Origin of the sequence: Pseudarthrobacter sp. NIBRBAC000502770 (assembly GCF_006517815.1) — a bacterium.
GTDB classification, from domain to species: Bacteria; Actinomycetota; Actinomycetes; order Actinomycetales; family Micrococcaceae; genus Arthrobacter; species Arthrobacter niigatensis.
The window spans coordinates 369,339-391,242 of the sequence record NZ_CP041198.1 but is presented as its reverse complement, the minus strand read 5'-3'; the positions used below and the strand labels follow the sequence as shown (position 1 = coordinate 391,242).

The 21,904-nt window shown below is 65.9% G+C and carries 19 protein-coding genes; 10 read left to right on the top strand and 9 right to left on the bottom strand.

Annotated features, from left to right (window positions below):
* Positions 1-47: 47 nt before the first annotated feature.
* Positions 48-383: a cupin domain-containing protein gene (locus NIBR502770_RS02180; protein WP_141180877.1), complete on the bottom strand. Its 336-nt coding sequence runs from the start codon at positions 381-383 to the stop codon at positions 48-50.
* 117 nt (positions 384-500) lie between these two features.
* On the opposite strand from NIBR502770_RS02180, the gene NIBR502770_RS02175 reads away from it, so the two are divergent.
* The 3 genes from NIBR502770_RS02175 (at position 501) to NIBR502770_RS02165 (ending at position 3,039) form a co-directional block, all read left to right on the top strand.
* Positions 501-908 (top strand): DUF1304 family protein, encoded by a 408-nt coding sequence (locus NIBR502770_RS02175; RefSeq protein WP_141157938.1) that lies wholly within the window; start codon positions 501-503, stop codon positions 906-908.
* A 105-nt stretch (positions 909-1,013) separates the two neighbouring features.
* Positions 1,014-2,243, top strand: a complete 1,230-nt coding sequence (locus tag NIBR502770_RS02170) for a mechanosensitive ion channel family protein (protein WP_246857365.1) — start codon at positions 1,014-1,016, stop codon at positions 2,241-2,243.
* A gap of 43 nt (positions 2,244-2,286) precedes the next feature.
* Positions 2,287-3,039 carry a metalloregulator ArsR/SmtB family transcription factor gene (locus NIBR502770_RS02165; protein WP_141157939.1) on the top strand — a complete coding sequence of 251 codons (753 nt, stop codon included), beginning with the start codon at positions 2,287-2,289 and terminating at the stop codon, positions 3,037-3,039.
* A gap of 18 nt (positions 3,040-3,057) precedes the next feature.
* On the opposite strand, the gene NIBR502770_RS02160 is transcribed toward NIBR502770_RS02165, so the two are convergent.
* The 4 genes from NIBR502770_RS02160 to fdhA form a co-directional block, all read right to left on the bottom strand.
* The gene (locus tag NIBR502770_RS02160; protein WP_141180876.1) at positions 3,058-4,419 is read right to left on the bottom strand and encodes an MFS transporter; all 1,362 of its coding nucleotides are present in this window, start codon (positions 4,417-4,419) and stop codon (positions 3,058-3,060) included.
* A gap of 68 nt (positions 4,420-4,487) precedes the next feature.
* Positions 4,488-5,441 carry a serine hydrolase gene (locus tag NIBR502770_RS02155; protein ID WP_141180875.1) on the bottom strand — a complete coding sequence of 318 codons (954 nt, stop codon included), beginning with the start codon at positions 5,439-5,441 and terminating at the stop codon, positions 4,488-4,490.
* Positions 5,442-5,679: 238 nt separating this feature from the next.
* Complete coding sequence (locus NIBR502770_RS02150) at positions 5,680-6,033, bottom strand: GNAT family N-acetyltransferase (protein WP_141180874.1); 354 nt, start codon at positions 6,031-6,033, stop codon at positions 5,680-5,682.
* Positions 6,034-6,145: 112 nt separating this feature from the next.
* Positions 6,146-7,357, bottom strand: coding sequence for a formaldehyde dehydrogenase, glutathione-independent (fdhA, locus tag NIBR502770_RS02145; RefSeq protein WP_141157944.1), 1,212 nt, complete (start codon positions 7,355-7,357; stop codon positions 6,146-6,148).
* 304 nt (positions 7,358-7,661) lie between these two features.
* On the opposite strand from fdhA, the gene NIBR502770_RS02140 reads away from it, so the two are divergent.
* The 4 genes from NIBR502770_RS02140 (at position 7,662) to NIBR502770_RS02125 (ending at position 15,462) form a co-directional block, all read left to right on the top strand.
* Positions 7,662-8,636: an aldo/keto reductase gene (locus tag NIBR502770_RS02140; RefSeq protein WP_141157945.1), complete on the top strand. Its 975-nt coding sequence runs from the start codon at positions 7,662-7,664 to the stop codon at positions 8,634-8,636.
* A 122-nt stretch (positions 8,637-8,758) separates the two neighbouring features.
* Entirely contained in the window at positions 8,759-10,426 is a 1,668-nt protein-coding gene (locus tag NIBR502770_RS02135) for an ATP-dependent DNA helicase RecQ (protein WP_141180873.1), read from the top strand.
* A gap of 37 nt (positions 10,427-10,463) precedes the next feature.
* Positions 10,464-11,666 carry a TerC family protein gene (locus tag NIBR502770_RS02130; RefSeq protein ID WP_141180872.1) on the top strand — a complete coding sequence of 401 codons (1,203 nt, stop codon included), beginning with the start codon at positions 10,464-10,466 and terminating at the stop codon, positions 11,664-11,666.
* 145 nt (positions 11,667-11,811) lie between these two features.
* Positions 11,812-15,462 (top strand): TM0106 family RecB-like putative nuclease, encoded by a 3,651-nt coding sequence (locus NIBR502770_RS02125; RefSeq protein WP_141180871.1) that lies wholly within the window; start codon positions 11,812-11,814, stop codon positions 15,460-15,462.
* A gap of 22 nt (positions 15,463-15,484) precedes the next feature.
* Here NIBR502770_RS02125 and NIBR502770_RS02120 read toward each other — a convergent pair whose 3' ends face one another.
* The 3 genes from NIBR502770_RS02120 to NIBR502770_RS02110 form a co-directional block, all read right to left on the bottom strand.
* Positions 15,485-15,811 (bottom strand): acylphosphatase, encoded by a 327-nt coding sequence (locus NIBR502770_RS02120; protein WP_141180870.1) that lies wholly within the window; start codon positions 15,809-15,811, stop codon positions 15,485-15,487.
* A 103-nt stretch (positions 15,812-15,914) separates the two neighbouring features.
* A complete protein-coding gene (locus NIBR502770_RS02115; RefSeq protein ID WP_141180869.1) occupies positions 15,915-16,835 on the bottom strand; it encodes a glycosidase in 921 nt (306 codons plus the stop codon).
* A 261-nt stretch (positions 16,836-17,096) separates the two neighbouring features.
* Positions 17,097-18,158 (bottom strand): adenosine deaminase, encoded by a 1,062-nt coding sequence (locus NIBR502770_RS02110; RefSeq protein ID WP_246857364.1) that lies wholly within the window; start codon positions 18,156-18,158, stop codon positions 17,097-17,099.
* A gap of 335 nt (positions 18,159-18,493) precedes the next feature.
* Between NIBR502770_RS02110 and NIBR502770_RS02105 the strand changes: the two genes are divergently transcribed.
* On the top strand, positions 18,494-19,120 hold the full coding sequence (locus NIBR502770_RS02105) for a transglycosylase family protein (RefSeq protein WP_141180868.1): 627 nt from the start codon (positions 18,494-18,496) through the stop codon (positions 19,118-19,120).
* A gap of 181 nt (positions 19,121-19,301) precedes the next feature.
* Here the strand turns inward: NIBR502770_RS02105 and NIBR502770_RS02100 are convergent, their stop codons facing one another.
* A complete protein-coding gene (locus tag NIBR502770_RS02100; RefSeq protein WP_141157952.1) occupies positions 19,302-19,889 on the bottom strand; it encodes a hypothetical protein in 588 nt (195 codons plus the stop codon).
* Positions 19,890-20,045: 156 nt separating this feature from the next.
* Between NIBR502770_RS02100 and NIBR502770_RS02095 the strand changes: the two genes are divergently transcribed.
* On the top strand, positions 20,046-20,966 hold the full coding sequence (locus NIBR502770_RS02095; RefSeq protein ID WP_141180867.1) for an MSMEG_6728 family protein: 921 nt from the start codon (positions 20,046-20,048) through the stop codon (positions 20,964-20,966).
* A gap of 3 nt (positions 20,967-20,969) precedes the next feature.
* The gene (locus NIBR502770_RS02090) at positions 20,970-21,830 is read left to right on the top strand and encodes an SDR family oxidoreductase (protein WP_141157954.1); all 861 of its coding nucleotides are present in this window, start codon (positions 20,970-20,972) and stop codon (positions 21,828-21,830) included.
* The last annotated feature ends 74 nt before the right edge of the window (positions 21,831-21,904 follow it).

Genomic DNA, 21,904 nt, shown 5'->3' with positions numbered 1-21,904 from the left:
GCTGGGGGAAGCCCGGCAGCCGCCGTCGTCCGTCCGGGCCACACGGCTCAGGTACGGTACTTGGCCACCGTGAACAGGAACGTCGAATCCTCCTCGGCGTGGAGGCTGTGCAGGCCGGGCGGGACAATCAACAGGTCGCCGGCTTTGCCCTGCCACGACTCGCCGCCGGCCCTGAGGCTGACGCAGCCCTGGATCACGAAGACCGTGGCGTCGCCAGGGTTCTGGTGCTCGCTCAACTGGGTTCCGGCCTTCATGGCCATGACCGTCTGCCGGAGGACCTTCTCGTGGCCGCCATAGACCGTGTCCGCGGCGCGCCCGTTGCTGGAGGTGACCGCCGCCTCGAGCTGCTGCCGGGCCAGCGCGTCGATCGATATCTTCTGCATGAGCCCAAGGCTACCCGCGTTCGTGCACCGGGGCGCCGGATTCTTCCGGTCGGGGCCGGCCGGAAATCCCCTGGGGAGGGGATGGAGCACCGGTGAGGCCGGGCCTACTCTTCGAGCATGAACACCGTGTCGCAGATCTTCGCGGTGATGGCCGCGGTCATCTATATCTTCGTCTTTCCGGTGGAGAGCTTCCTCCTCCGCCGCAACAGGTGGGCGCAGAAATTCCTGAGTACGCCGCCGGAGAATGTCCCCGCCGTGATGATGTGGGCCATCCCCACCGGGTACCGGAACCTGCTGGTCGCGCTGGGCGTGCTCGCAGGCGTGGTCGCGGCCAACTCCGGCCAGCTGGTGGTGGGCTACACGCTGGTGGTCTACTGCTGCGCCAACATGGTCCTCACGGCGCCCACCATGCTGCTCGCAGACCTCCAGGGGCACTATCCCCGGAAGTGGGACAGCGTGCCGGGAACGGTCGCGGCAACCGTCCCTGCATTGGTGGCCCTGCTCCTGCTGCCCTTCGGTCCGTAACTCCTCCGGGGCCACCGTCCACGGCGGCCGCTGTCGCCCCGGACTGGACACGCACGCAGGTACCCGAATTCGGAGCCCCGGCAAAGGCTTGATAGACGTTAAAGGATGCTCGATGTCCTGAACCCCGCCCTGCCCTTCATCGCCATGGCCCTGGCCGTGCCGGCCGGACTCACCCTGTCATGGCTGCTCCGCAAGATCGTCCTGAAGCTGAACCGGAAACGGCCCGAGCTGCAGGCCACCTCCCGGGTGGCCCGCCAGCCGCTGCGGCTGGCACTGTGCCTGGTGGGCGTCCGGGCCGCGCTGGGCCTGACAGCCGGCGGTGAAAGCTGGCACGCCGGCGTCGACCATCTCCTGCTGCTTGCCATGATCGGTTCGTTCGCGTGGCTTGCAATCGCGGTCCTGCTGATCGTGGAGGCGGTGGTGCTGAACCGGCACAGCGTGGACGTGGCGGACAACAGGAGGGCGCGGCGGCTGCGCACCCAGGTGATCCTGGCCCGCCGGATCGCCGTGGCACTGGTGGTGGTGCTCGCCGTCGGCACCGCCATGCTGACGTTCCCCGCGATTCAGGCGCTGGGTGCCGGGCTTCTGGCGTCTGCGGGTGTGATCTCCATCGTGGCGGGCCTCGCCGCGCAGACCTCACTGGTGAATGTCTTCGCCGGGATGCAGCTCGCGTTCACCGATGCCATCCGTGTGGATGACGTGGTGGTGGTCCAGAAGGAGTGGGGGCGGATCGAGGAGATCACCCTCACCTATGTGGTGGTGCACCTGTGGGACGACCGCCGGCTGATCCTGCCGTCCACGTACTTCACCACCACCCCGTTCGAGAACTGGACCCGCCGCCAGTCCGAGGTAATGGGCACCGTGGAGTTCGACCTCGACTGGCGCGCCCCCGTTGAGGACATGTGCACCGAACTGCGCCGCGTCCTGGCCGGCACCGAACTGTGGGACGGGCGCGTGGGCGTCCTGCAGATCACCGATGCCACCGGAGGCTTTGTCCGGATCCGCATCCTGGTCAGCGCGGCGGACAGTGCAGCGCTGTTCGACCTGCGCTGCCTGGTCCGCGAAACCATGGTGACGTTCCTCCAGCAGGACCATCCGCAGGCGCTGCCGCACCAGCGCTGGGAGCAGGCAGCGGACGACGCCGGCACGGCCACCCGGCGCAAGGCACCGTTGCGGGGGCTGGCTGGGCCCGGGGCAGCAGGGGCGCACGCGGACCCGCACGAATCGCAGCTGTTCACCGGATCGGTGGAGGCCGTGGAGCGGTCGAGGGCCTTTACCGGCCCCGGCGACGAGGTATTCGAGGAACGCGGCCGCAACCTGGCGTCCCACAACTGAAAACCCTTGATAGGTGACCATATGGTCACCTATCATGGGAGTCATGGACGACGTGTTCAAAGCACTCTCCGACCCCACCCGCCGGGACCTGCTCGACGAACTGTTCCGCGAGGACGGCCAGAGCCTGAGTGCGCTTGAGGCACGGTTCAGCATGAGCCGGTTCGGGATCGCCAAGCACCTCCGCATCCTGGAGGACGCAGGCCTGGTGGTGGCCCGCCGTCGCGGGCGGGAAAAGCTTCATTTCCTCAATCCCGTCCCCATCCGCCTGGTCCACGACCGCTGGGTCAGCAAATACGCAGAACCATGGGCCGCTGCCCTCAGCGACCTCAAATCCAGATTGGAAAGTCCCATGGAAAAGATCTTCGAGATTTACATTAAGACCACGCCCGAACGGCTCTGGGAAGCCATCACGGACAGCGACATCCGCAGCAAATACCAGTTCGGCAACACACTGCAGTCTGACTGGACGCCCGGCGGCCGCTTCGAAATGGGCAACCCCAAGGCCGGGCAGATCCTCGGCGAAGGCGAAAACCTGGAAGTCGACCCGCCGCGGCGGCTGGTGCAGACCATGCGGGCCCTCTGGGGCGAGGACGTCAAGGCCGAAGGCACATCGAAGATCACCTGGGAGATCGAACCGGTGGGCGATTCCTGCCACCTCACCGTCACGCACAGCGACCTGCGGGAGGGCGCCAACGAACAGCTCTACGGCGGCTGGCCGATGATCCTCTCCGGCCTGAAGACGTGGCTGGAAACCGGCGAGAAGCTCACCACGCCGGGCTCCCTGCTCTACACCTGACCCGCCCCGGCGGGCGGGCTAGGCCTTTTGCTGCCGCCAGAATACGGAAATCCCGAACGTCACCACGCACAGCACCAGCATGGCCAGGACCATCCGCATCCAGCTGTCCTGGTGCACCCCGCCGGACGCGAAAACCCCGATCATCACGGTCGCGGTGATGGCACCCACATAGCGGCAGGTCTGGTAGATGCCGGCCGCGACGCCCCGGTCCTGCGGCCGCGTCGAGACGAACATGCCCTGGTTGGAGGCGATGCCCACGGTTCCGTAGGGGATGCCCATCAGGGCTGTCAGGACCACCACGAAGGGGATGGCCAGGGTGCCGGTCAGTACCCACATAAGCGCCGCCACCACCGTCAAAAGGACGACGCCGGCCAGCAACACCCGCCGGACACCGAACCGTCCCATCGCCGCAACCGCCCATGGGGTGGCTACGACCGACATCCCGGCGAGGGGCAGCATCAGCAGGCCCACCACGCCTGGGTCGTAGCCGCCGGCCTCCTGGAGCAGCTGCGGGAGGCCAAAGAAAACGAAGTAGTAAACGCTGCTGAATACGGCGAAGGCCAGGTACACCAGCATCAGCGGCCGGTTCCGGCCCAGCAGCCGCAGGTCCAGGAAGGGCTTGGCGAAGCGCAGCTCGCGCCAGGCGAACAGCGCTGCGAGCACGGTTCCGCCAGCCAGCATCGGCCAGCGGTAGTCCGGTGCCACGTTCAGCGCCGCCATCATGACCAGCAACAGCGCGCCGATGAAACCTGCGATGCCCGGGAGATCCGAGTCCCGCACCAGCTCGGCCACGCTGCCGCGTTCCCTGGCCTTGTCCGGCGGTGCCGCCCTCGCGACGATCAGCAGCGCCGCCAGGGACAACGGCACGTTGACCAGGAACAGCGACTCCCAGCCCACAAAACCCACCAGCAAACCACCTACCACGGGACCCACAGCGGCGGCCGACGTGTTGGCCATCTGCAGCCGCCCCAGGGGGCGCGCCGCCTCCACGTTTGCCTGGTGTGCCAGCGTGCCCACCATCACTACCGCACTCGGATACGCGGTGGCCGTGCCGAGGGCCATGACCGCACGCGCGACGCAGAGGAGCGCGAAGTTGGGGGCCAGCGGAGCCAGCGCACACGTGATGGCCACCAGTCCCATGCCCAGCAGGAACATCCGCCGCGGGCCGAACCGGTCCGCCAGCCTGCCCATCACCGGCTGGCCGGCGGCAGAGGCCAGATAGAAGGATGTGACCACCCAGGTGACGGCCGCGACGTCGAGCCCAAAGTCGGCACGCAGCACCACCAGGGCCACGGCGATCATGGAGGAATTCAGCGGGTTCAGTGCCGTGCCCAGACTGAGTCCGGCGACGGCCAGGGCAGTCCTGGGTTGGTTGCTCACGGTAACAGTCTGGCCCACAGCAGGCGCCGGGAACGACTTGGCGGACGCTAATCGTGGTGTGGCGTTGGCTACTTGGCGGTCAGTCCCACCGGGAACAGCGCGTCCTCGACGGCCCTGGTGAGGTCCCGGATCACCTCGGCCTGCCCGTCATCCGGCACGCCTTCCGGGTTCTCGGTGTAGATGACCAGTGCGAAAGTGGAGCCGCGGTAGCTCAGGAGCGCTGCATCGTGCAGTTCCCCGCCCACCTCCCCGTACTTGTGGTAGACGTCCACTCCGGAACGTGATCCTGCGGGTATGAGGTCCTCGTTGTTGGTGTCCTGCATGTAGCCCAGCAGCTGCTCCGTGTTGTCCTTGTCCAGGAGTTCCCCCGCATACAGCTTCTTGAGGATCAGGGCCATGTCCGCCGCGGTCAGCATGTTCTGTTCGGGATCGTAGGTGACCCCGATTGACGCCGCGTAGGCAATGAGTTGCGGGTAGCCGACGGCATCCATCAGGAGCAGCCAGGAATCGTTACTGCTGTCGTTGACCATGGCCTTGAGCTGGAACGCCGCATCGTAGTCGCCCATGGGATCGTCCAGGCTCGCCTGGCCGTTCTCCACCAGGTGGTAGTAGGCGGCGGCGGTCAGGATCTTGGCCGTGCTGGCCGCCGTGAAGGTGTCCGCATCGCCAAACGTCCGTTCAGCACCGCCGGACACGTCGGCGAGCGCCAGCCCGATCCGGTACTGGTCCGCTTCACCAAGGATGTTGTCCACGCTGTCCTGCAACGACGGCGGGGCGGCCGCCACCGGTGAGGCGGGAACCGCGGGCTGCGTGGGAACTACGGCGCCCGAGGGCGGCTCCGACCGGACCACCGCGAGGGTCACGGTGCCGATGATCACCAGCACCAAGGCGACAGCCAGGATGAGCAGCCTCTTATGCCCCTGCCGCCTGCCGGCTGACGGCGTACCCGGAGCCGGCGGCTTGCCCGGCACCGGCGGCGGAGCATCGCGGCCGGGTTTGGGCACCATGGGGTGCATGGACATACAAGGGCTCCTGGTCCGCTTCGGCAATTTCAAACAACGTCAGCGTGGGGGTGTGCCGCGCTGACAGATGCTGATTAAATCACCGGAATTTGGGAGCTTCCTGAAGGCTTGCCGGACGTTCCGCCGGGCCGTTCCGGCGACCCGCCGAATCTTTGCCGACGCGCAATTTCCCTGGCGCCGCCTGAATGCCGGCCGCACCAGGGAGTCTCCGGTTCGGTAACAAATTTTGGGTCGAAACCTAACCCCGGGTGCGCGCGGCGAGCGCCGTGTCCAGGAATTCCAGGTGCGCAGGGGCCACGGTCACCACGCTGGCCAGGTATTCAGGGTGCTTGGCCAGGAACTTCTTGATGAAGGGGCACACCGGGACGACGCCGATGCCCTCCTCCACCGTGCTGTCCAAGGCAACCGTGGCCAAGCGGCCGGCCAGGCCCTGGCCGCCGTATTCCTCGTTGATGACGGTGTGGTAGAAAATCCGCTGCGGCGACTCCCCGCCGTCGTACTCCTTGTACGCCGCCTTGCCGATCACATTGCCGGCATCAAGAATCTCGAAGCGTTCGCGCCCGGGGTTGTGGCGGACGGTGATGTCGCTCAAGGGAACTCCTTCGGTTGCGGATGGTGCTGACCCGTGCAAAGCCTAACCTGCACGGGGCACCACTTATTTCCGCAACCGGCGGTCTATCGCGACACCCCCGCCCGCCGCCGCGTCAGCTCAGGTAGCCGTTCGGGTTCAGGACGTACTTGGTGGCTGCGCCCGCGTCGAACTCCGCGTAGCCCTTCGGTGCCTCCTCCAGCGGAATCGCCTTGGCGTTGACGTTCTTGGCGATGTTGACCCGGTCATTCAGGATGGCCATCATCAGCTGCCGGTTGTACTTCATGACCGGGCACTGGCCCGTAGTGAAGCTAAGGGACTTGGCCCAGCCCGTGCCCAGGCTCAGCGACAGCGCACCCTTCTTGGCGGCGTCATCAATGCCGCCCGGATCACCGGTGACGTACAGGCCGGGGATGCCGAGCGCTCCGCCGGCGGCCGTGAGCTCCATCAGGGAGTTCAGGACGGTCGCCGGTGCCTCCTTGGCGTCATGGCCGTGGCCCTTCGCTTCGAAACCGACGGCGTCCACGCCGCAGTCCACCTCCGGGACGCCGAGGATCTGCTCGATCTGATCCTTCGGGTCACCCTTGGAAAGGTCCACAGTCTCGCAGCCGAAGCTGCGTGCCTGCGCCAGCCGGCCCTCGTTCATGTCGCCCACAATCACGACGGCGGCACCCAGCAGGTGCGCGCTGGTGGCCGCTGCGAGGCCAACAGGACCGGCACCGGCCACGTATACGGTGGACCCAACGCCGACACCGGCTGTGACCGCACCATGGAACCCGGTGGGGAAGATATCCGAGAGCATGGCAAGGTCCAGGATCTTCTCCATGGCCTTGTCCTTGTCCGGGAACTTCAGCAGGTTCCAGTCTGCATACGGGACCAGCACGTAGTTGGCCTGGCCTCCCACCCAGCCGCCCATGTCCACGTAGCCGTAGGCACTGCCCGGCCGGTCTGGGTTCACGTTCAGGCAGATGCCGGTCTTGCGTTCCTTGCAGTTCCGGCAGCGTCCGCAGGCGATGTTGAACGGCACGGAACAGAGGTCGCCCACCTTGATGAACTCGACGTCGCGGCCCACCTCCACCACTTCGCCGGTGATCTCATGGCCCAGCACAAGGTTGGGCGGGGCTGTGGTGCGGCCGCGGACCATGTGCTGGTCCGATCCGCAGATGTTGGTGGCCACGGTCTTGAGGATGACCCCGTGGTTGACCGGGCGTCCCACGTTGGCGGGGTTGACCCCGGGGCCGTCTTTGAGCTCGAACGTTGGATAATCAATGTCAATTACTTCGACCTTGCCGGCTTCTTTGTAGGCAACGGCTTTGTTCCCTGTCATCTATCGCTCCTGTAGTCAGGCGTCCGGTGGGACGGCCGTGATCTGGGTAGGTGAGACATCCCGCGTGGGGAACAGTCCTGGCCGGTTGGTGCATCCTGATGTTTGTCGTGGTCAAGTACCGGTTCCCGGGGTGGGGATCCGCCCAGTCTAGGCATGGCCCCCAGAGCGGTCTAGGGGTAAGTGCCCCTTGTTTGCCGGGGGCTTCCAACGGGTAACTCTTATTCGCGGCGTACGCTGTACCAACCGGCTCCGCACATGCAGGACGGCCGGTTCCCAGGCAAGTTCTACCGTTGAGGAGAACGGCATGAAAACGCGCACTATTGGACAACTGACAGTCTCCGCCCTTGGCCTTGGCTGCATGGGCATGAGCGAGTTCTACGGCACCGGTGACGAGCAGGAGTCGGTGGCCACGATCCACGAGTTCCTGGACGCCGGCGGATCGCTGCTGGACACGGCCGACATGTACGGCCCCTTCACCAACGAGAAACTTGTGGGCAGCGCCATTGCAGGACGCCGCGGAGACGTTGTGCTCGCCACTAAATTCGGCAATGAACGCCGCGAGGACGGTTCCTGGGTGGGCATCAACGGCCGGCCCGACTACGTCCGGTCCGCTTGCGACGCCAGCCTGCAGCGGCTGGGGGTGGACCACATCGATCTCTACTACCAGCACCGGGTGGACAAGACGGTTCCCATCGAGGACACGGTGGGCGCCATGGCGGAACTGGTCCAGGCCGGGAAGGTCCGCTTCCTGGGCCTCTCCGAAGCATCCGCGGAAACCATCCGGCGGGCCCACGCCGTGCACCCGATCACCGCGCTGCAGACGGAGTACTCGCTGTGGGAGCGGGAGCCCGAGACCAAGGTGTTCCCCGTACTCGCGGAGCTGGGCATCGGTTTCGTGCCGTACAGTCCCCTGGGCCGTGGTTTCCTCACCGGCCAGATCCGCAGCGTGGACGACTTCGCCGAGGACGATTTCCGCAGGCACTCCCCCCGCTTCCAGGGGGAGAACTTCACACGGAACCTGGAACTCGTGGACCGCGTCAAGGAGCTGGCGGACCGGAAACAGTGCACTCCCGGCCAGCTGGCCCTCGCCTGGCTGCTGGCACAGGGCGAACACATCGTGCCGATCCCCGGTACCAAGAAACGCGAACGCCTGCACGAGAACCTCGGCGCCGTGGACGTGGAGCTGACCCAGGACGAGCTCCAACTCCTGGACGAGCTGGCACCCGCGGGGTCCACTGCCGGTGCCCGCTACCCCAACATGTCCTCTATCGACACGTAGCCAGGGAAGCACGCACGGCCGGCCGCTGCAATGGTTTACGACGGCGGGGCGGGGCTGGCGTAGGGTGGTTCCTACGGCTGAAGCAAGCGGCCGCAGTTTCCTTCTGTGCGGAGCCCAGTTCCATGTCCGACGAACCTGCCCTTCGGGCCCTTGCTGCTTCCTCCTTCAACCTGCCGGACCTTCGGGACGGGCAGCTTTCCGGCATGGCCGCGCTCGCGGAAGGCCGCGATGTCCTGGCCGTCATGCCCACCGGCTACGGCAAATCAGCGATCTACCAGGTCGCAGCACTGCACCTGCACAAGGCAACGGGACGTCCCGCCGTCGTGGTTTCACCGCTGATTGCCCTGCAGGAGGACCAGCTGGACGGCCTGTCCCAGCTCCTCGGACCGGATGCCGCCGTAGCCATCAATTCCTCACACAGCGATGCCGAAATCGAGGATGCCTGGCGCGCTGCCGGGGAAGGCTCGGCCGTGTTCCTGTTCCTCGCCCCGGAACAGCTGGCCAAGCAGGCAACCGTGGACCGTATCAAGGCACTGGACATCACGCTGTTCGTCGTGGATGAGGCACACTGCGTCTCCTCCTGGGGACACGACTTCCGGCCCGACTACCTGGCGCTCGGACATGTCCGCGCGCAGCTGGGGAACCCGCCCGTGGCTGCCCTGACAGCTACGGCTTCCCCTCCGGTCCGGGACGAGATTATGGAGCGGCTTGGTATGAACAAGCCCTTGGTGCTGGTGCATGGGTTCGACCGGCCCAACATCAGCCTCGACGTGGTCCGGCACCACGAAGACAAGGACAAGCGCAAAGCCGTGCTGGTGCAGGTCGCTGGCCTGGCACGCAAAGGGCATGGGCTCCTCTACGCCGCCACCCGGAAGGACACGGAGAAATACGCCGCCAAACTGGTCGCGGAGGGGCTGCGTGCCGAGGCGTACCATGCGGGCCGGTCCGCCGGGGACCGGGAACGCATCCACGAGCTGTTCCTGAACGACGCGCTGGACGTGGTGGTGGCCACCACCGCGTTCGGCATGGGAATCGACAAGCCCAACGTGCGCTTCGTGGTGCACGCTGACATCCCGGAATCGCTGGACTCCTACTACCAGGAGATCGGACGGGCAGGCAGGGACGGCGCACCCGCCTCAGCCGTCCTGCACTACCGGTCAGAGGACCTTGGCCTGCGGAAATTCTTCGGCACCCACTCCCCCGACCCCGGGTCTCTCCTTGCCGTCCTGAAGGTCCTCAAGGCCGCCCATGCACCCACGCCCAAGTCCTCCCTTGCGGAGTTGACGGGGTTCAAGGCCCGGCGCATCACGTCCCTTGTGAACCAGCTGGAGGAAATCGATGCCGTCAGCACCGGGAAGCGCGGGGTGCGGCTCACGTCCAAAGCCAAGCTGCCCGCGTTGGTGGGTGACGCCGTCGAGCTGGCCGAAGCCCGGCAGCGGGTTGACCAGTCGCGGCTGACCATGATGCGCGCCTACGCCGAGACGGACGGCTGCCGCCGGAAGTTCCTGCTCGGCTACTTTGGCGAGGACCTGCCGGACCCCTGCGGCAATTGTGACGGGTGTGCTGAAGCCGCCAACCAGGCGGCGGCGAAGGAGTCCGACGGCGGCGCGCCGGCGTCCGCTGCCGGCGAGCCTTTCCCGCTGCAGTCCACGGTGGTCCATAAGGACTGGGGCCCCGGCCTGGTGATGCGGCACGAGGACGATGTCATCACGGTGCTCTTCGAGCAGGAAGGGTACAAAACGCTGTCCAGGGCAGCCGTCGTGGAGCACCAGCTGCTGAAACCCGCTTAGGTAGGCTGGGGGTACACCCCAACGAAAGGCCCGCCGCGTGGACGTACCTGCTTATGCCTGGACCCTGACCATCGCGGCGATCGTTGCGCTGCTGGCCTTCGACTTTTTCTTCCACGTCCGTAAGGCCCACACCCCCTCACTCAAGGAATCAGCCACCTGGTCCGCCATCTACGTGACCATCGCGGTGCTCTTTGGGCTGGTTGTGCTTGTGTTCGGCGGATCCGACATGGGCACCGAGTACTTCGCCGGCTACGTCACGGAGAAGGCCCTGTCCGTGGACAACCTTTTCGTGTTCCTGATCATCATGGCCAGCTTCAAGGTGCCGCGGGCTGACCAGCAGAAGGTGCTGCTCTTCGGCATCGTCTTCTCCCTTATTGCCCGTACGGCCTTCATCTTCCTGGGTGCGGCGCTGATCAACAGCTTCGCCTGGGTGTTTTACATCTTTGGGCTCATCCTGCTGGTTACGGCGGGAAACCTGCTCAAACCGGACGACCACGACGACGACTCCGACGGGCTGGTGGTCCGGCTCGCCAAGAAACTGCTGCCCGCCTCGGAACATTACGATGGCGACAAACTGTTCACGGTGGAGAACGGCAAGCGGGTCCTGACGCCTATGCTGCTGGTCATGGTGGCCATCGGCGGTACTGACATCCTGTTTGCCCTGGACTCCATCCCGGCAATTTTCGGGCTGACCCAGAACGTCTTTGTTGTCTTCACTGCCACGGCGTTCTCGCTGATGGGCCTGCGGCAGCTGTTCTTCCTGATCGACGGCCTGCTGGACCGGCTGATCTTCCTCTCCTACGGCCTTGCCGCCATCCTGGGGTTCATCGGCGTGAAGCTCATCCTGCACGCCCTGCACGAAAACACGCTGCCCTTCATTAACGACGGCGGGCATGTCAACGTGGTGGAAGTCAGCACCGGCCTGTCACTCAGCGTGATCCTCGGGGTGCTGGTGGTGACCATCCTCGCTTCGGTCTTCAGCCCCAAGGGCAAGGCCAAGAACGCGGTATCGGGGGCGAGGCGGCACGCCACCGAGTACGTGGACCTCAACTACGAAACGGACATGGCGGAGCGGGACAAGATCTTCGCCAAGATGGTCCGTGAGGAGGACCAGATCCGGAAGCTTCCCGAGAAGTACAAGCGGCTGGTCCGCCATGAAACCGAGTTCATGGACCTGATCCGGAAAGCCCATGACGAGCACGACAAGGCCCAGGTGCGGGCCGCCGCGGCCGAGGGCTGAGGTTACCGGCCCAGTTCGGGACCTTGAAATGTGCCTGATCTGAATCGTCCCAAGGCTTACAGGAGTGTTTGTCAGTCCCGCTTGCTAGGTTTGATTCCAGGCCGGGGGAACCGACTCCGGGCCCGCAAACAGTTGGGGAGGCCCCGTGTTTCTGCTGGACGCTGCCGGTCATCATGCCGGGTCCGACGCGCCGCCGGACCTGGTCTTCTCCGCCAGCGACCTTGTGGCGGCCTCCGAATGTGAGTACCGCACGCTCCGGATCCTGGACGAAAAGCTGGGCCGTGCTCCCAAGGCAGAGTTCCCAACTGACGAGATGCAGAAGCGCGCCGGCGAGTTGGGCGACCAACACGAGCAGACCGTGCTCGCCAGCCTGGTGGCCCAGTACGGTAAGTGGGACGCGAGCCGCGGCGCAGGGGTCTACTCCCTCGAACGTGGCCAGAACCTGCGCGGGGAGCTGCAGGCAAAGCACGCGGAAACCGAGCTCGCCCTCCGCTCCGGAGCAGATGTGGTCTTTCAGGCGACGTTTTTCGACGGCGAGTTCCTCGGCTACGCCGACTTCCTGGTCAACGAGGCTGCGGGCACCGGCAACCCGGGCCGCTACGAGGTTTGGGACACCAAACTTGCCCGTCACGCCAAAGTTGGGGCACTGCTGCAGCTGGCCGCCTACGGCGATCAACTCCTGGGGATGGGGTTGGACCCCTCCCCCGTCGTCACGCTGGTCCTTGGAACGCGGGTAGGTGAGGACTGGCTGCGGAGCAGCCATTCGCTGCCGGACCTGCTGCCCGTCTTCCGGGAACGACGCCGGCGCTTCCGCCACCTCACAACCAGCCACCGCGCCGGTTACGGCACAGTGGAGTGGCAACAGCCCGGCGTCGTGCACTGCGGACGCTGCGACTACTGCGCGGAACAGGTGCAGCTCCACAGGGATCTCCTGATGGTGGCGGGCATGTCGGTGGTCCAGCGGCGGAAACTGCACGGGACCGGCATCACCACCATCGACGAACTGGCTGCGATGCCAGCCGGCGAGGCAAGGAACTCGGTGGCCAGGCTCCGTGCCCAGGCGCGGATGCAGCTCGGCCTGGATCAAACCGCAGGGTCCCGGACGTTCACGAAGGATGGACAGCCGCATACAGTGTCTTTCAGCGTGCTGCCGGACAATGCCATCGGCTCGCTTCCTGCCCCCAGCGACGGTGACATCTTCTTCGACTTCGAGGGCGATCCGCTATGGCAGGATCCGGCCACGGGCGCGTGGGGCATCGAGTACCTCTTTGGCGTCGTCGAAGCTCCGGTGCCGGGTGCCGCCGGTGACCCGGTGTTCCGGCCGTTCTGGGCGCACTCCCGGTCCGGGGAACGCCGCGCCTTCCTGGATTTCCTGGAGTACGTCGAGAAACGCCGTGCCGTCTACCCGGACATGCATGTCTACCACTACGCTGCCTACGAAAAAACTGCGTTGCGGAACCTGTCCCTGGCCCACCAGGCCGGCGAGGACACGGTGGATGACTGGCTGAGGCAGGGCCTGCTGGTGGACCTGTATGCCACCGTCCGGCACTCGATCCGCATCTCAGAGGCCTCCTACTCCATCAAGAAGCTCGAACCGCTCTACATGGGAGACAACCTTCGGTCCGGCGACGTCAAGGATGCCGGCGCCTCCGTGGTGGCCTACGCCGCCTACTGCGCCGCGCGTGACGCCGGACGGCATGAGGAAGCCGCCACAATCCTGGCTTCCATCTCCGACTACAACCACTACGACTGCCTCTCCACCCTTCGGCTCCGGGACTGGCTGCTCGAAATCGCACCGCGGGCGCAGAAAGACGGAACCGGTGGCGGAGCGGTCGCCGCCAACGGGCCACCCATGGAAGTGATGGCCGCCGGAGGGGAAGGCGAGGACGGCGTCAGGCGGGGGCCCGGGGAAACCCAGGAAGAGACGCAGCTGCGGGAGTACTTGGCCAGCCTTCCCGATGACCGGCCCTGGACCGATGATGAGAGGGCCCTCGCCATGGTGGCAGCCGCCACCGGATACCACCGGCGGGAGCGCAAGCAGTTTTGGTGGCAACACTTCGACCGGGTCGAGGCGCCACTGGACACCTGGGCCGACCAACGGAACGTGTTCATCGTGTCCTCCGCGGAAGTGGTCTCAGACTGGGCTCTGGCCAAGCCCCGGGAACGGATGCGCACGCGCGTCCTGAAGCTCCGGGGCACTATGGCAGAGGGTTCCGATTTCCGCCCCGGCTCCAGCTGGTGCCAGCTGTATGACGCACCCGGGCCTGATGGGATGGCTGACCCGCAGGCCGCGCCCCGAACAAGGGCTTTCACGTTCGGGACCAGGATCAGTGAGCTTGAGGCGGCGCCGGACAGCCCGGAACACCTGGTCACCATTGCGGAGCGGGAGACCGGAAAGGTGGGCGCCTACCCGCAACTGCCCGTGGCCCTGACCGAGGACCAGCCCCTGGCCACCGCCAGTATTGAAGCAGCCATCGCGGAAATAGCCCGGACGGTGGGGGCTTCTGCCCCGGTCCTTCCAGCCCAGCCGGGCCTGGACATCCTACGCAAACTGCCACCGCGTTTTCGTTCCAGGCCGGGTCCCGCGGAGGTGCTGCACGGCGGGGATGGCGCTGCCGACTACGCCGGGGCCATTACGGAGTCCTTGCAGGATTTGGACCACTCCTACCTGGCCGTCCAGGGCCCGCCGGGGACAGGCAAGACCTTCGTAGGCGCCCACGTTATCGCCAGGCTCGTGGCCCGCGGATGGAAGGTTGGCGTGGTGGCGCAGTCGCACAACGTGGTGGAAAACCTGCTCTGCCGAGCCATCGAAACCGGCGGAGTGGATCCGCACGCGGTGGCCAAGAAATTGGCCGCGCCACATCACGTTCCCTGGGGCCTCACATCGGAAGGCGACGTGGCCCGCCTCCTTGAGTCGCCTTCCGGCTGCCTGGTCGGCGGCACTGCCTGGACTATGACGGGCAAGGAAGTCCCGTCCGGGTCACTGGATCTGCTGGTCATTGACGAGGCGGGCCAGTTCTCCCTCGCCAACACCCTGGCGGTCTCTGTGGCAGCCAAGCGGCTGCTCCTGCTGGGCGACCCGCAACAGCTTCCGCAGGTCACCCAGGGCACGCACCCCGAACCCGTGGATGAGTCAGCGCTGGGCTGGCTGGCCGCCGGCCACGCCACCCTGCCTTCAAGCCTCGGGTATTTCCTGGCAGATACCTGGCGGATGCATCCGGACCTGTGCCGGGCGGTATCCAACCTCAGCTATGAAGGAAAGCTGCACTCTGCTCCTGCTGCATCGCTTCGCCAGCTCGAGGGGCTGCCGCCTGGAGTGGAAACGGTCTTCGTTGATCACAGCGGCAATGCCACTGCCTCGCGGGAAGAAGCAGAGGAAGTGGTCCGGCAGGCGCGCCGCCATCTCGGCCTGAAATGGACGCCGGGCGCGGACTCTGAGTCCCGCCCGCTCGAGCAGCAGGACCTGCTGGTGGTCGCTGCCTACAACGCGCAGGTCCATCTGATCCGCAAACATTTGGCCGAGGCAGGGCTGCCGGAGGTGCGGCTGGGCACGGTGGACAAGTTCCAGGGCCAGGAAGCTCCGGTGGTGCTGGTTTCCATGGCCTGTTCGGCAGTGGCTGAGGCTCCGCGTGGAGCTGAGTTCCTGCTGAACCGGAACCGCATCAATGTGGCCGTGTCGCGCGGACAATGGCGTGCCGTGATTGTCCGCTCCCCCGAGCTCACCAGCTATATGCCGCACAAGCCAGCGGCGCTGGAGGAACTCGGTGCCTTCATCGGGCTCAGCCCGCGGGAGTAGCCGCACCTGCGGCAAGCGCCGGTCAGTGGGCCCGGAATCTGTTGAAAGTCCCCCGGGCAGCTGAAAAGTCAGACTCGACCCGCTCCACCCGGCCGGGGGTCCGGTCCGATTTGAGCCAGTCCAGCAGTTTCTTGACCTGCGGTTCGGCGCCTTCGGCAATCACCCGAACTGAACCGTCGTCGAGGTTGCTTACCTCACCTGACAATCCAAGCTCCTCCGCCGTGCCCATGGTCCAGTAGCGGAAACCCACACCCTGGACCATGCCGAAGACCCTGGCGTCCAGCCTGACAGTGTCCTGCGCAGAACCGCCCCGCGCTGGATCGTGCGGAGACCCTGCGTGCCTGCCCATGCTGTTCCTCTCCCAAACCGTGCTGCCCCCATCGGGTCGCAGTGACCGCCGCCGTAATGCCATGGGACGGGCGCCTGCGACCCAAGAAGGGGTTGCAGGCCGGTTAGTTGATGGTGATATCGCGGGTGGCGTGGTTGTAACGGATGGTGACCGTGCCGCCGGTGTGGTGCAGCTCGTGGTTGGGTCCGTCGAAGGTGCCGAAGGCACCGTAGTTCTCGGTCCAGGAGCGGTTAAGGGCGATCTTGAACGTGTAGTAGCCTGCCGGCAGTTCGGCGCTCTTCTTCCACAGCTGGTCCAGGAAGTCGAATTCCATCTGTGCTTCGTCGTACTGCGGTGCCCAGTTCTCCGGCGCACCCAGGATGGTGTTGAAATCGCCGGCCAGTGCCACGGCCTCGGGCTGCGGCAGCGTTTCGACGTCAGGGCCCTCCAGCGGCTCGGCGGCAGCACGCGTTCCGGCCGTGTCCTTCGCAGGGGCCTTCTTGCGGACGGCTGCAACCACGGGCTCAACGGCGTCCTCGAGTGCCTTGGCTGCCTTGCCCACAACGGAGGCCGCCTTCTTGGCGGAGGCTTTGCGGGTGGTCTTCTTCGGAGCCTCCGCCTTCGCCGGAACCTCCAGTGTTGCCGCAGCGGCGGAGACCGGCCGGACGAAACCTGCGGGAGCCGTGGGAACCGGGGTGTCGGCAGGGACGGGAGTGCCGGCGTCGAGCGCGGCCGCGAAGGAGTCCGCATCAGGGAAGGCGACCGTGGCCCGCATACCGTCCTCGGTGATGGTCCAGCCCGAGCGGCCCTTAACCAGCCAGCCCGCCTTGACCAGTTTGGCGGTGGCCGAGGTGAGGGTCTTGTGTCCGCGCGGGATTCCGCCGCTGAGGAGCTCGGACTCATGGTCGTTGAACGGTACCCGGGCGGTTGCTTCCGCCAGGACCTGGCCCGCATTCAGTGCATCGCCGGACCACACGCCTTCGGTCAGGACATCCAGGACGGTCTTGAGTCGAAGGTAGGTGTTTTCTGCGGTGGACTTGGCCATGATTCCCCTTATATAAAAGCGATCGGTCTTAGGCATCTTGCCAACTGCCCATTAAATCGCGCGACTTTAATTGGTTAACTCTGCGTGTCGTGACCGACTATGAAGCGGATGGTGCCGCAAGTGAGGCGGAGGTCTCGGGTAAGGGCTGTCTGCATAACCCTCAAGCGCTGACACGGGTGCTGCCCTGCACTCCCCAGACACGCCTGCGGCACCTAGTTTACCGGGCGGAAAGACCGGCTGTTGCGCCCGGTACCGCAGCTGTCAGTCGGCTACTTCCCTGCCGTTCAATTCCGCCACCAGCTCCGCCTTCCGCTCCTCCGTTGCGAAGGAAGAGTGGATGGAGTTCGCTGCCAGCCGCGCCTTGTCGAAATCGGACAGCTCGAACACCGCGGTGAGCTGGGCAAAGTTGTCATCCACGTAGCCGCCAAAGTAGGCGGGATCGTCTGAGTTGACTGACACGTTTAGTCCTGCGGCCAGCATGGCGGGCAACGGATGGTCAGCGAGGGTGTCAACGGCACGGAGCCGGACGTTGGACAGTGGGCACACCGTCAACGGAACGCGCGCGTCCACCAGACGCTCCACCAGCTCCGGATCATCCATGCAGCGGATGCCATGGTCGATCCGCTCCACACCCAGGATGTCCAGGGCTTCGTAAATGTACGACGCCGGGCCCTCCTCCCCTGCGTGCGCCGTCAGCCGCAGGCCTGCTTCACGCGCTTTCGCGTACAGCCGCTCAAACTTGGAGGGCGGGTTTCCCACCTCTGCCGAGTCCAGCCCAATGGCGCCGATGGGGGCATCCATGGCCAGCAGCTGGTCCAGGACTTCCAGCGCTGACTCCTCCGGCAGGTCACGCAGGAACGCCGCAATGAGGATGGTGGAGATGCCGAATTCGTCCTCCGAGGTTGCCAGCACCGAGGCGACACCGCTGACGCACGCCTCCAAGGAAATCCCGCGGGAGAGGTGCGCCTGCGGGTCCATCATGATCTCCGCGTGCCGGACGCCCGCGGCGGCAGCCCGTTCAAGGTACGCCCGCGTCATGTCCGCGAAGTCCTGCTCGGTGCGCAGCACGGCCATGTTGGCGTAGTAGAGGTCCAGGAAGGACTGCAGATCGGTGAACTCATACTTTTCGCGGAGCTCGTCCAGGCCCGAGTAGGGCAGTTCAATGCCGTTGCGTTCAGCCAGGGCAAAGATGAGTTCGGGCTGCAGCGTGCCTTCGATGTGCAGGTGAAGTTCGGCCACCGGAAGGGGCTTGGCGGGTACCGCGGGTTCCACGGAGTCCGTCTCGGTTTCGGGCATGGCGCTGCCGCCGGAAAAGTTGTCCATCGGGACAGAATAGTGCCCCCGCGCGATTCGCGCCCGTCCGCACTCGCGGAGGCAGTCCGCCCGCGCTCCTGAACGCACACCGGCGCGGTGGTGGCTACCTATGCGAGGGCCCATCCCCAGCGCGCCGGCGGAATCTCGATTTGATAACGCCCAGACGATGTCTTAGCGTGAAATACATGCCCGTTCGGCGGGCGACTTGATTGCCCGGTGCTGCCTTCACCAGAACTGCCCAGCGGCAGCCACCGACAGTGACCTCTATTCGTCAGGGGCGGGCAGTGGCGCGACGATCTCCGGGGACGGAACCAGCGCTGGTGGCCTTCAGGAGCATCACCATCATGAAAAACACCAAATTCCGTACTGCCGCGCGCCGCGGAGTCACCCTGGCCGCCGTCTCCGCGGCAGGTTTGGCCCTTTCCGCCACGGCGGCCAACGCAGCTACCCCCACGTCCACGTGGGACGCACTCGCGCAGTGCGAGAGCGGTGGCAACTGGTCCACCAACACGGGCAACGGCTTCTCCGGTGGCCTGCAGTTCACCTCCAGCACCTGGTCCGCGTATGGCGGAACGGGCTCCCCCGAAAACGCCAGCCGTGAACAGCAAATCGCTGTAGCCGAGCGGGTTCAGGCTTCCCAGGGCTGGGGTGCCTGGCCGTCCTGCTCGTCGCAGCTGGGACTGAGCGGCGGCGGCGGAGCACCGGTCCAGAGCGTACCGGTGCAGAGCACCCAGGCTAAGAGCGCGCCGGTCCAGAACGCTCCGGTCAGGCAGGCCCCCGCGCCGCGGCACGCAACCTCGGTTCCGCTCAGCGGCGAGACGTACACCCTGCAGGCCGGGGACACCCTGAGCATCGTTGCGCAGAAGCTGGGCATCCAGGGTGGGTGGCAGCACCTTGCCGACGCCAACCTGGACACCATCTCGGATCCGAACCTCGTGTTCGCGGGACAGGTCATCCAGCTTCCCGCGTAGCACCAGCGGACGCTTCACCAGCGGCTTTGGCCGCACCGCCTTTCCAAGGCGACACAGGCAGGTCGGCGATAGACAAATTCCGTTGACCAAAGTACGACGCCGGCACACCCCCACGAGGGATGTGCCGGCGTCGTACTTTAACCGCTAAGCCCTGCCGCCGTGGGCGGCCGGGTCCGGACGGTCAGCTGGCGGGGAGCTCGCGGACGATTCGAACTTTCCAGGCGGACTCGTCACTGGTGTCCAGCAAGGCGACAGTGCCATGCGCAAGGTTCAGTGCCACCCGCTTCACGGCCAGCAGCTCCAAGTAGAGGTGCTCGTTCATGCGGCTGGGGGTGTCGATCATGTACTTCACGGCGTCCCGCAGCTGACGGTAGTTGGCGCTGCGTTCCCGGTGCATGTGCAGTTCCAGGGCGGACCGTTGCTTGAGCCGCGGCTCGTGCCGGTTGAGCAGCGTCACGGCGGCGTGCACTGCAACCACGAGGGTCAGCGAAACGCCATAGATCCACCAGCCGCTGGAGAGCAGGAAGAGGGGCAGGTTTCCGATGGCCACGAGGGCAATGACCACCCTGAGGGCAGCAATGCGGCGGACCGTCCTGGCAACGGCAGCCATGCCGTCGCGGAACCGGTGCTGATCCTTGCGCGCCGTGGCAGGATCGATTGTGAACTCGTCGAGAACCAGGATTCCCTGGGCTTCCGGCCCCAACATCTGTCCGTAGCGGGGCAGTGCGGCTCGGGCGTGGTCGACGGCTTTGTCAGGTGTAGATGTCATGAGAGAGCTTCCAAAACGCGGGGGTGGTTGCGGTGATCTTAGTGGGTCAAGCTGGGAGCCGTATGCAGGTGTCCATTATTTGGACACACCGTCATGCCCCAAGTGGTCCTGGGCACTGTAATTGGAACATCCGCCGCATGCCGTCAGACTGAATAGATGCAAACCTTCCTCCCGTACCCTGACTTCCGCGAAAGCGCCAAAGCCCTGGACACCGCACGGCTGGGCAAGCAGCGGGTCGAAGCCCTGCAAACCCTCCGTGCCTTGGTGATTCCCGGGTACGGCTGGCAGACCCACCCCGCCATCCGGATGTGGATGGGCCACGTGCCCGCCCTCACCATGTACGGACTGGCCATGGTGGACGAATGGCTCGAACGCGGCCACCCGGACAACACACGAACGAACATCGCAGAGTTCGCGCCGCAGGCCGGGCACCCCGACTACGCCGCCAAAATCGTGATGCCGCCATGGCTCGGAGACCCTGACTTCCACCTGAGCCACCGCTCAAAGTTGGTGCACAAGGAACCCAAGTTCTATGCTCCTGTCTTCCCGGATGCAATTCCCGAAATGGACTACCTCTGGCCCGAACCCCGGCACGAATTCCTGCCGCAGGAGCCGGAAGGGGACCTGCTGTGGATCCTTCGCGAACCGCATGACGACGTCGATCCCCAGTCCCTTTCCACTGTGGCGCTCCCGCCCGTGAACCGGAGCGCTGCAGCCGCGGCCGCGATGTCCGCCGGGGACGACGGCTATTCGCCCGTCTACGTCGAGGACGGCTCGCGGCGGCCGTCGCGTCCGCCGAAGAAAGCGCCGCCCAGGCCCCAGGCGAAGAAGCCCACCCGCAAACGCCAGGCGCAGGAGGAGGCGTTCCGCACCCTTCCGGGCAAGACTCCGGTTGCTGTCCCCTTCGAAAACGGGGCCAGGTTTGCCGTGGGCCAGGTGGTGGGGCGTCCCATTACCCTGGCCGACGGCCGTTTTGGCAGGAATTTCGAAGTCACCGAGATCATCGACCGCTCTGCATTCGCCTATCCTGCGCTGCTGCAAGATCCCCGCGTGTTCTTCCCGGTGGAGGCACCGTAGGCCATGACGGTTCTCCTGGCGGGGTGCGGGGACCTGGGCACCGAGGCGGGGCTGCGGTTTGCTGCCCTGGGCCACCGCGTGGTGGGCTGGCGCCGCTCCCCCACGAAACTGCCGGCAGCCATTGAAGGCGCCGCGGCTGATCTGGACTCGACGGACCTGCCGCCCGTCCCCGCGGACACCACCGCCGTCGTCATCGCTGTTGCTGCGGACTCCCCTACGGAGGAGGCATACCGGTCTGCGTATGTACGCGGGGTGGCAAACGTTCTTGATGCGCTGGACCGGGACAAGGTGACGCCGGAGCGGGTCATCTTTGTCTCCTCCACTGCTGTTTACGGCGATGCGGGTGGCGGTTGGGTGGACGAAAACACCCCACCGGAGCCCGGCGGATTTTCCGGGCGGGTGTTGTTGGAAGCCGAGGGACTCCTGCAGGCCAGGCTCTCGGGGAGCCGCACAGCCGGCGTCTCGCTCAGGCTGGGAGGCATCTACGGGCCGGGCCGGACGCGCCTGATTGACCAGGTGAAGGCGGGCTCTGCCGTGGTCCCTGAGGACGTTCGCTACACCAACAGGATCCACCGCGACGACGCCGCGGCTGCCATCGTGCATCTTGCCGGGAAGGCAGCCGCACCGGGCCCCGTCTACATCGGCGTGGACAACGATCCGGCCGACCTGGGAAGCGTGCTGCGTTTCCTGGCGGCCCAACTGGGCCTCCCCTCACCCCGCGTTGGCGATGCCGGGCCGGCCCGTGGGGGCAACAAACGGTGCCGGAACGAGTTGCTCCGCAGCACGGGGTTCACCTTCGCGTTTCCGACGTTCCGCGAAGGGTACAGGGACGTTATGGCAGGGAACGGCGTCCGCCACCCGTGACCGGGGCCGCCGTTCCAAAGTGACCGCCAAGCGGGGCCCGCGCACGGGCTTGGACAAGCTTGGCACGGACTGGG